Genomic DNA, 9,900 nt, shown 5'->3' with positions numbered 1-9,900 from the left:
AGTTCGGGCACGATCTGGCTGGCAGAGCGCTGCATGAGCAAGGGGAATCTGATGGGATTTCGGGCTTTCTGGCTACTCACCATGGCCCTTGGCGCCTATTTCCTCTACGGCCAAGCCGTTGAGTGGAGTGGTCTGCAGTTTGGCTTAACCAGTGGGGTGTTCGGTGGTACGTTCTACCTGCTCACCGGCTTTCATGGCCTGCATGTGGCCACAGGGGTGTTCCTGATGGGCCTGATGCTGGTGAAGTCATTTATCCCCCAGAACTATGCGGGGGGAGAGCAGGGGGTGCAGGCCACATCCCTGTTTTGGCACTTTGTGGATGTGATCTGGATCATCCTCTTCGTGCTCATTTACGTCTGGCAGCGCAGTTGAGCTCCTAACCCATGATCATCGACGACCGCCATTACGACTTCATCATCATCGGCAGCGGAGCTGCTGGTGGCACCATGGCTCGCTCCCTGGCCAGTGGCGGCCATGCGGTGCTGCTGCTGGAGCGGGGGCAGCAGATGCCCCTGGCCGATCAGAACGTCGCCGATGTGGATCTGTTCCGCAAGGATCGATATCACCCCAAGGAGCAGTGGTTTGGCACCGATGGGGATCCTTTCTCCCCCCAGACGATCTATGCCCTCGGTGGGAACACCAAAATCTGGGGGGGCGTGCTTGAGCGCCTGCGTGATCAGGAATGGGCAGGCCTGGCCCTGCAGGCTGGCCAGGCGCCCGGGTGGGGGCTCAGCCAGGGCGACTTCGAGCCCTGGTATGACCAGGCGGAAAGCCTTTATCGGGTCCACGGACAGCGGGGGATTGATCCCACCGAACCGGCCGCAGCCAGGCCATACGACTTTGCGCCCAGGCCAGTGGAGCCATTTTTTGAGGAGCTGCGCCTCGCCTTTGGGCGCCAGGGCGTGCGCCCCTATCCCCTGCCGCTGAGCTGGTCTGAGTCGGCTGCCGATCCAAGCGGCGATGCGGAGTTGTTTGGAGTCGATCTGGCCTGTGCTTCAACCTCCTTTGTGGTCAGGTCTGGAGCGGAGGTAAGGCGGCTGCATGTCAATCCCAGTGGTACTGAGGTGCGGGGGGTGGAAGCCCTGGTTGATGGCCAGAGCTGGATTTTCATGGGCCATCAGGTGGTGCTCGCCGCCGGAGCCATCAACAGCCCCGCGATCCTGCTGCGCTCCGCCACCGACCGCCATCCCAGGGGCCTGGCCAATGGCTCCGATCAGGTGGGCCGCAACCTGATGAAACTCCAGCTCACCTCGATCCTGCAGCTGGCCACCGAGCCCAATAGCGGCCGCTACCCGCGCAGTTTCGCCATCAACGACTACCTCTGGGGCGATAAGAACGTCTCCTTCCCGCTCGGGGCGATTCAGAACGGCGGTGGGGTTCTCCAAGATGCCCTGTTTGCCGAGTCGCCACCGGTGCTCTCCCTGGTAACCAAGCTGTTGCCCAATTTCGGCCTCAACCAGCTCGCCTCCCGTTCCATCAGCTGGTGGGCGATGAGTCCGGTGCTGCCCGATCCCCACAACCGCGTCAGCCTGCGGGGAGATCGGATCCAAGTTACCTACCAGCCCAATAACCGTGAAGCCCACGACAGGCTTGTCTATCGCTGGATCGACACCCTTAAGGCGGTGGAGGCCGATCCCGAGTGCCATGTGGTCAAGGAGGCCCCTACCCATCCCCGGGGCGAAGCTCCGCTCTCGGCGATTGGCTACAGCTGCGGCACCTGCCGCATGGGTGACAATCCGGCCACCTCGGTGGTCGACCTGCAGGGCCGCAGCCATGAGCTGGCCAACCTCACCATCGCGGACGCCAGCGTATTTCCGGCCTGTCCGGCCATGGGTTTCGGGCTCACCGTGATCGCCAATGCCCTGCGCATTGCCGAGGGACTGAAGGCTTCGCTGTGATGCCCCCAACCCCTGAGGTCGTTCGGATTCGGGAGCGTGACGAGGACCTCCATCCCTGGACCCTCTGGGGCAGCTATCTGCCCGATCGCCAGTGGGGCACGGTTCGGGAAGACTATTCCGCCGACGGCGATGCCTGGCGCTCCTTTCCCCACGACCAGGCCCGCTCCCGCGTCTATCGCTGGGGGGAAGATGGCCTGCTGGGAATCTGTGATGAGCAGTGCCGCCTGTGTTTCTCGGTGGCCCTCTGGAATGGGGCCGATCCGATCCTCAAGGAGCGACCCTTCGGCCTGGGCAACCCGGAGGGCAACCACGGCGAAGATCTCAAGGACTACTACTTCCACCTCGCCAATACCCCCACCCACAGCTTCATGCGGGGGCTTTACAAGTATCCCCAGGCCGAATTTCCCTACCAGCAGCTGGTGGATGAAAACGGGCGGCGCAGCCGCAGTGAGCCTGAATATGAGCTGGTGGATACGGGCATCTTTGCCGAAAGTCGTTACTTCGACGTCTTTATTGAGTATGCCAAGGCGTCAGCCACCGATCTGCTGATTCGTATCCGGGTCATCAATCGTGGCCCCGATCCTGCCCCCCTCACCCTGTTGCCCACCCTGTGGATGCGCAACACCTGGGCCTGGGGCTATCCCGACGAGCAGCGCCAGCCGATGGGCCTGGACGGTGACGCCCTGGTCACCGGTGATCTGCCCCAACTGGGTGCCTATGAGTTGCTCTGTCGGGATGGCGGCACCTGGTTGTTCACCGATAATGAGACCAACCACCAGCGCCTCTACGGCCAGTCCAATCCCACCCCCTATCAGAAGGATGGTTTTCATCGCTATCTGATCGGTGCTGAGGAGCAGGCCATTAATCCAGCCCAGTGCGGCACCAAGGCGGCCCGGCTGTTGCAGCGCACCCTGGCGCCTGCTGAGGAGTGGACTGTCGAGCTGCGCCTCCGTCAGCTCGACAGGGTGGGGGCTGTCGGGGCCAACGAGCCTGCCTTTGGCGCCTCCTTTGATGCCCTCTTCCAGGAGCGGGAGGCGGAATCGGCGCAGTTCTTTGAGCACACCCTGCCGGGGCTCAATGCCGAAGACCGCCTGATTCACTCCTCCGCCCTGGCGGGCTTGCTGTGGTGCAAGAAGTACTACGGCTGGAGCGTCTTTCGCTGGCTGGAGGGGGATCCCACCCAGCCCACGCCACCTGCTAATCGCTGGCAGTCTGATACGGCCCTTTGGAAACGACTCCATGCCCACCATGTGATCTCGATGCCGGATGCCTGGGAGTACCCCTATTTCTGCCAGTGGGATCTCATGTTCCACGCGGTGGCCTTCGCCATCTTCGATCCCGAGATGGCCAAGCAGCAGGCGATGTTGCTGCGTAGCCCCCACTTCACAGCCCCCAGCGCCCAGACCCCCGCCTATGAGTGGGCGCTCTCCGACCCCAATCCGCCGATCGGCGCCTGGGCGGCAATGCGGATCTACCAGATAGACCGCAAGCAGAGCGGCCAGGCTGATCAACCTTTTCTGCGGGCCGCCCTGCGCAAGCTTTTGCTCGAATACGGCTGGTGGGCTAATCGAAACGATCGCTCCGGCGACAACGTGTTTGAAGGCGGCTTCCTCGGCCTCGACAACATCGCCGTGTTTGACCGCCGCTTTCCCCTGGCCGATGGCAGCCGCATCGAGCAGTGCGATGGCACGGCCTGGATGGCTTCCCTCAGCCTCAATCTGCTCAACATTGCGGTGGAGCTGAGCCGAGAGGAGCCTGAGTATGCCGATACCTGTGAGCGCTTCGTTTACGACTTCACCCAATTGGCGATCACCTTGAATGCCCCGTCGGATCGAGGCTTTATCAACTGGGATGACGAGGACGGTTTCTACTATGACGTGATCAAGCGGCCGGATGGCAGTAGCGACTACCTACGCACTCGCTCGCTCTCTGGCCTAGTGCCCCTGCTCGCTGTAGCGAGCTTCGATCGCGAAACAGTGAATCGTGTTCCAGTGCTGGATGTGCGAGAGAGCTTGGCCTGGTTTGTGCATGAGCGCACCACTCCCACCTGGTTGGAGCACAATCTCGGACGATGGAATAACGACCGCATTCTCTATACTCTCGTGCCAGAAGACCGCCTGCGGCGGATCTGCCAGCGGTTGTTCGATGAGGAGGAGTTTCTTTCCTCCTATGGGATTCGCTCCCTGTCCAAGGTGTACCGGGACCATCCCTATTCTTTCACCGAGGGCTCCGACAGCCAGATCTTGGCCTACAGCCCTGCAGACAGCCCGGTGGCAATGTTTGGGGGCAATTCCAACTGGCGTGGGCCGGTGTGGATGCCGATGAACTTCCTGCTGATCGAGTCGTTGCAAAAATACGCCCACTACTACGGCGACAGTTTCCAGGTTGAGTTCCCCACGCGCTCTGGCAACTGGCTCAATCTCTGGGAGGTGTCTCTGGAGCTCGAGAAGCGCCTGGTGGGGATCTTCCGCCGCGATGGAGCTGGGCGGCGGGCCTTTAACGGCGACGTGGAGCTGTTCCAGAACGATCCCTATTGGCGAGATCTGCTCCTTTTCAATGAGTATTTTCACGGCGAAGACGGCCGTGGTGTGGGTGCCTCCCACCAGACCGGCTGGAGCGCCACGGTGGCCAAGATGATCAACCAGTTGAGCCGTTATCCCGCCCCTTAAGGCGCGGCTCTTCCGGCTTATTTAATTAGTTAATTAATTAATTTTTTTATCCTTGCCCAGCCATGGCCCATCCCTCCCACCTAAGCGAGCTCCCCGGCCCTTCCTTGGCCATTTCGCCCTTGCCAGCTGCCGCCCAGCTGGAGGTGGCCGATGGGGCCCATTTCGATGTGGTGATCATCGGCAGCGGAGCCGGTGGCGGCACCCTTGCGCGCCATCTGGCCCCCAGTGGCCTCAAGATTTTGGTTCTCGAACGTGGCGACTGGCTGCCCCAAGAACCTGAGAATTGGAATGCCGAGGAGGTGTTTCAGAAAGGCCGTTACATCTCCAAAGACGTATGGCATGACAAGCATGGCAAGCCGTTTCAGCCCGGCAGCCATTACTTCGTGGGTGGGGCCACGAAGATGTACGGCGCGGCCCACTTCCGCCTGCGCCAACAGGATTTTGAGCACCTACAACACTTCGATGGCATCTCGCCAGCCTGGCCCCTGCGCTACAGCGATTTCGAGCCCTATTACCAGCGGGCCGAGGAGATGTATCACGTGCATGGCCAGAGGGGGGAAGATCCCACCGAGCCCCCCTGCAGTCGTCCCTATCCCCATCCGCCGGTGGCCCATGAGCCCCGCATCCAGAAGTTGGTGGATGATCTGCGATTGGCCGGGTTGCATCCCTTCCATGCCCCTACCGGGGTGATGCTGGATGAGGCCAACATGGCCTTCAGCCGTTGCCGCAGGTGCAATTGCTGCGATGGCTTCCCCTGTCTGGTGCACGCCAAATCCGACGCGGATGTGCTCGGCATGCGGCCGGCCCTGGCGGCCCCGAATGTGTCGCTGCTGACCCGGGCCCATGTGCGTCGTCTGGAGACCGATGCCTCGGGCCGCAGCGTGCAGACCGTGCTGCTGGAGAGGGATGGTCAACCGATGACCGTGCGGGGTGATGTGGTGGTGGTGAGTTGTGGTGCCGCCAATACGGCCCGGCTGCTGTTGATGTCTGCCAATGACAAGCACCCCCGGGGCCTGGCCAACGGCTCCGACCAGGTGGGCCGCAACTACATGTTCCACAACAGCAAGGCCATGGTGGCCCTGGCCCATGAGCCGAACACCACGGTGTTCCAGAAGACGCTCTCGATCAACGACTGGTATCTGGGCGATGCCGACTTTGACTACCCGATGGGCAATATCCAGATGACGGGGAAGACCAACGGCACGATCATGAAGGGCTATGCGCCGCTGGAAACCTTCTTGATGCCCGGTTGGTCGATGGACAAAATCGCTGAGCACGCGATTGATTTCTGGATCTCTTCAGAAGATCTGCCGGACCCCAACATCCGGGTGACCATCGATGGCGAGGGGCAGATTCATCTGGACTACACGCCTAACAACCCAACCGCGGCCCAGCGGCTCTACGGCCGGCTCACCGGGATGCTGGATCAGCTCTATCTCAAGAAGCATCTGGTGGAGCGCCAGATTTATGTCAAAAACGCCATGGGTGTTGGGGCTGTAGCGCACCAGGCCGGCACCTGTCGCTTCGGCGAGGATCCGGCCACCTCGGTGCTGGACCTTAACTGCAAGGCCCATGAACTCGACAACCTCTACGTAGTCGATACCAGCTTCATGCCGACGATCGGGGCAGTGAATCCTTCGCTAACGGCCATCGCCAATGCCCTGCGGGTTGGTGATCACCTGCGGGAACGCCTCGGTCGTTGAACCATTTTCCGGCGGCGGATCCCCTCGGCCTCGAACCTGCCTGGGTTGGGGCCCCACCCTTGATCGCCCTGGAGGAGGCCCTCAACCATGACCTGCTGGCCTCCGGCCTCAGCCGCCAGGAGTTCATCCGGCGACTGCTCGCCCGGGTGCATCACTCCAGCCTGATCCCCTTGCTCTGGTTATTGCCGCGGCGCTGGCGTCTGGCTCCGGCCGAGCTGCCCGAATCGCTGCGGGATCTGGGGGTGGTGTTGCGCGACCAATTGCTCAGCCCCTTGCTGCTGGCCAGCCTGTTTGATGAGCTGGGCCATCTGCTGCCGCCACCTGATCGGGCCCAGCCCTCTGCCCTGGAGCTCTGGCGGGGTGGCCGGGAGGCCCTGCCTGCCACGATCGCCGCCCTGCTAGCCGAGGCAGGGCAGGCCAGTTGCCGATCGGTGCCGCCACCCCCCACTCCCTCCCCTGCTCCACCTGCCAGCCCGGCTGGCCCAGGCCCAACCCTGGTGTGGTACAACACAGGCCTGCCGGCGGGCCCCAGCCCCAGGCAGGGCCAGGCCAACCGGCTACTGGCCCAGGTGCTCAACCGGCTGGGTGCCCGGCTGGCGGGCCCTGCCCCCTTGAGCTCCGAGCTGGCTGACCGTTTCGAAGGCTGCGGCACCACCGCCGAGCTGTTTGATCGTTTTCAGGCGGGGGGCTGGCAGCTGAGGGCCCGCTGGCGCAGCAGTATCGCCAGCTTCGGGTTGGGTGCCAGCCTGCATCTGCCCGAGCGTGGCTGGTGCCAGGTGGCCCTGGCGCTGCCCATGCGCACGGGCTTTCTCGATGCCCAGGGCCAGGAGCGACTGACCCTGCTGCCCCACTGCGCCCTGGAGCTGGAGCTCAGCCGCGGCGATGATCAGTTGCTGGTCCAGTGGTATCAGGGCACCGAGGGACTGTGCGGCTGGGAACCCCTCAATGATCAGCCCCGCCCCTGGCAGAACGATCGGGCCAACGGCACCGTTCGCTACGCGGACGCCATCCGATCGGAGCCTGAGTTGGCCCGCTTGGCGCGGCTTACGGAGGTTGTGGCGCTGGTGCACAACCGGTTGGCCTCCAGCCGCCAGCTGCTGCTGGGTGGTTACGGCCCCCTCGGCCTCTGCATCGACAGCGTGGCGCTGCTGCAGCAGGCCCTCAGCGGCAGCTGTGATCACTACCCGCTGCTACTCCATGGCATCTGGCGCCAGTACCTGCTGGCTGAGAGCCTGGCGATCGAGCCCCGGCTTGCGGCCGAGTCGGCCGCCCTGCTGGCTGCCAATCGGAGCTACCAACAAGCCCTGGAGGCCCTGCCGATCGACCTGGCCCACCATGGTTCGGAGCGCAGCAACGCCTGGGGCCGGCTGCGCAGCACCCTGCCGCTGGTCAGTCCGTTTGCGCTGGTGCAGCGGATCCAGGCCGATCTAGAGACTGATCTACGGCCCGATCCATCCAGGCCAGACTCCGCAGGATCAGGCTGACCACGGCCGGGCGATGGCGTGGGGAGAAGGGCCCGCTCCGGCCGTTGTGGCCCATGCCGGCCACCACCTGCCGCCTCACCCCGCCGGCCAGGCGTGCCTTGTTCCAGTTGGAAAGGGGTAGCAGCGGCGAGCGGCCAGGAAATAGCAGCTGGCCCAGGGCCGCCACCGGATCGCGGCTGCCCACCACCATGGCGATGCCTGCCACCTGGCTGAGGCGCTGGTTGCCGCTGAACACGCCGCAGAAGGTGAGGATTTGCACCGGGCAGCGGCAGATCACCTGCAGCACATCGGCCATTCCCATCGCCATCTCGCCGCCGCCGCTGTAGCCCAGCAGCACGATCCGCTGGTCGCTGCCCTGGCGCAGGCCGCCCTCCACCAGCCGCTGGGCCACCTTCAGGGCCAGTTCGTAGTTGAGGATTGGTCCGTAACGGCGGTCGGCGGAGATCCCCACCTTGATCACGTTGTTGGCCTGCACCAGGGCCGCGCAGATCCCGCTGACCAGCGGATTGGGGTGACTCTCCTGCAGGGCGAACAGGCGCCGCCAGAACCAGCGACTGCCGGCGTCGGCGGCCAGTTCCGCCGGGCTGATTGTGTAGGTCTCGATCGCCTCGATCAGCACCGTCCCGGCTGGGAGCTGGGCCGCTAGCTCCGCCAGCAGGGCCGCCACCCGCGGCGGGTGTTGCTCCGTGCTCTGGTGGATGCCGTCGAGATACACCACATAACACCGTGCCGATGGCTTGGCGGCCGAGCTGGCCTGCTCAGCAAACATGCTGGCCGGATCGGGCAGCTCCCCCAGCCAGCCGTTCCAGAAGGCGTACTGCCCTGCCACCGAGTAGATGCCCGCGATCGGCACCAGCAGACCCACCAGCCAGGCCAGCAGGATGGCTAGCTCCTGAAGATCGTTGGATGCCCCCGGGCCGAACCGTTCCAGGCCGCCGCGGAGCAGGGCGGCGATCACGAGCACCCCGCCCATCAGTAGGCAGCCGCTGAGGCCGATCCGCAGCCAGCGCCTCCCCAGGCCAATGAAGCGGGCGGCCCGCCCCCTCATCGGCCCAGGCTGTCGGCCAGCCGCCGGTAGCCCCGCTGCCAGCCCTGGTAGAAGAGAGCGCTCACCAGCAATAGGGCCAGGCAGTAGCCGGGGGTGGCCAGGGCCAGGGCCTGGGCAGCGGGCAGGGCAAAGCGCACCTGCAGCACGGCCACCACGTTCAGGTGAATCAGCGCCCAGATCGTCACGGCGATCAGGTTGCTCACGTAGGGCGCCGCCACCAGCACATAGAACACCCCGGGTAGTAAGGCGGCACCGAGACTCTCGAACAGCGCCCAGGGCTGCAGCGGCTCGTCAACCACCAGGGCGAGCAGCACGATGTCCACCAGGGTGGCGAGCAGCAGCGCCACCGCCAGCACCAGGGCATCGAGCAGCAGCTGGAAGACGATCTGGCGCGGGGTGAGCTGGTTGGCCACCAGGGCGAAGAGGTGGGCCAGGGACATCGACAGACCCACCAGCAGCAGGATCTCGAAACCGCCATCTAGCTGCAGCAGCCAGTGCCCCAGGGCCCCCATTGCCGCCTCCAGTTTTGTCACGCTCTCCAGCAGTTCGATTAGCTAGTTGGATTCGCCAGTGGGATCAGCCTGTCAGGCCGCCCACTGGTTGAGCAGATCGGCGATCAGCAGGTTGTCGAGCGAAAACAGGCCGCCACCGCAGCTGGCCAGCACCGCACACATCACCACATACATGGCAGCCTTCTCCCAGCTGGGGGGGTCCCCCACCCCCATGGGGCCGGCGTAATCGCCGGGGGGAATCTGGTAGGGGTCAGGGCCGATGAAGGGAAAGCCCGCCTTCAGCTCAACCACTACCGCGTAGGCCATCGATACCAGGATTGCCAGGGCGGCCAGGGGTGTGAGCAGGCCCGGGATCAGGGCGATGCCGGCACCCCACATCGAAAAGGCGGAGAGAAAGCAGAGCCACTCTGGCGTCTGCATCGCCGTGGCCCAGGTCTTGAGGTTGCGCAGCTTGGGCCAGCCGTGGCGGATGAAGCAGATCCCCAGGAACAGCCGCATCACCAGCAGGGATGCCTGGGCCAGGGTGGAGGGGGCTGCCGGCACCAGCAGCTCCACAACGGTGATCTCCATCTGGTCTGGGCAGTAA

General features: G+C 64.1%; 8 protein-coding genes. 5 read left to right on the top strand and 3 right to left on the bottom strand.

The window, feature by feature from the left end; genetic code table 11:
* From KBZ15_RS11610 to KBZ15_RS11590, 5 genes are all read left to right on the top strand, one after another.
* Positions 1-372: heme-copper oxidase subunit III (locus KBZ15_RS11610; RefSeq protein ID WP_255015378.1), on the top strand; the 372-nt coding region annotated here is incomplete at its 5' end.
* Positions 373-383: 11 nt separating this feature from the next.
* Positions 384-1,898 (top strand): GMC oxidoreductase, encoded by a 1,515-nt coding sequence (locus KBZ15_RS11605; protein WP_255015377.1) that lies wholly within the window; start codon positions 384-386, stop codon positions 1,896-1,898.
* On the top strand, positions 1,898-4,567 hold the full coding sequence (locus tag KBZ15_RS11600) for an MGH1-like glycoside hydrolase domain-containing protein (RefSeq protein WP_255015376.1): 2,670 nt from the start codon (positions 1,898-1,900) through the stop codon (positions 4,565-4,567). The genes KBZ15_RS11605 and KBZ15_RS11600 overlap by 1 nt, the downstream gene beginning before the upstream one ends.
* Positions 4,568-4,629: 62 nt before the next feature.
* Positions 4,630-6,270, top strand: a complete 1,641-nt coding sequence (locus KBZ15_RS11595; protein ID WP_255015375.1) for a GMC family oxidoreductase — start codon at positions 4,630-4,632, stop codon at positions 6,268-6,270.
* A complete protein-coding gene (locus tag KBZ15_RS11590; RefSeq protein ID WP_255015374.1) occupies positions 6,267-7,754 on the top strand; it encodes a hypothetical protein in 1,488 nt (495 codons plus the stop codon). The genes KBZ15_RS11595 and KBZ15_RS11590 overlap by 4 nt, the downstream gene beginning before the upstream one ends.
* On the opposite strand, the gene KBZ15_RS11585 is transcribed toward KBZ15_RS11590, so the two are convergent.
* The 3 genes from KBZ15_RS11585 to KBZ15_RS11575 are packed head-to-tail and all read right to left on the bottom strand — an operon-like array spanning position 7,660 to position 9,884.
* Complete coding sequence (locus KBZ15_RS11585) at positions 7,660-8,802, bottom strand: alpha/beta hydrolase (protein WP_255015373.1); 1,143 nt, start codon at positions 8,800-8,802, stop codon at positions 7,660-7,662. The two genes, KBZ15_RS11590 and KBZ15_RS11585, sit on opposite strands and share 95 nt — an antisense overlap.
* Positions 8,799-9,335: a hypothetical protein gene (locus KBZ15_RS11580; RefSeq protein WP_255015372.1), complete on the bottom strand. Its 537-nt coding sequence runs from the start codon at positions 9,333-9,335 to the stop codon at positions 8,799-8,801. Before KBZ15_RS11580 ends, KBZ15_RS11585 begins: the two co-directional genes overlap by 4 nt.
* Positions 9,336-9,386: 51 nt before the next feature.
* Positions 9,387-9,884: a DoxX family protein gene (locus tag KBZ15_RS11575; protein WP_255015379.1), complete on the bottom strand. Its 498-nt coding sequence runs from the start codon at positions 9,882-9,884 to the stop codon at positions 9,387-9,389.
* Positions 9,885-9,900: the final 16 nt, after the last annotated feature.

Source organism: Cyanobium sp. BA20m-p-22 (assembly GCF_024346275.1).
In the GTDB taxonomy this organism is placed as follows: Bacteria; Cyanobacteriota; Cyanobacteriia; order PCC-6307; family Cyanobiaceae; genus Cyanobium_A.
This window is presented reverse-complemented; position numbering and strand designations above follow the sequence as displayed.

Bases quoted from the DNA above. Each gene is read 5' to 3' on its own strand.
- KBZ15_RS11575 (WP_255015379.1), bottom strand. From the start codon at position 9,884: ATGGAGATCACCGTTGTGGAGCTGCTGGTGCCGGCAGCCCCCTCCACC.
- KBZ15_RS11585 (WP_255015373.1), bottom strand. From the start codon at position 8,802: ATGAGGGGGCGGGCCGCCCGCTTCATTGGCCTGGGGAGGCGCTGGCTG.
- KBZ15_RS11605 (WP_255015377.1), top strand. From the start codon at position 384: ATGATCATCGACGACCGCCATTACGACTTCATCATCATCGGCAGCGGA.
- KBZ15_RS11600 (WP_255015376.1), top strand. From the start codon at position 1,898: ATGCCCCCAACCCCTGAGGTCGTTCGGATTCGGGAGCGTGACGAGGAC.
- KBZ15_RS11595 (WP_255015375.1), top strand. From the start codon at position 4,630: ATGGCCCATCCCTCCCACCTAAGCGAGCTCCCCGGCCCTTCCTTGGCC.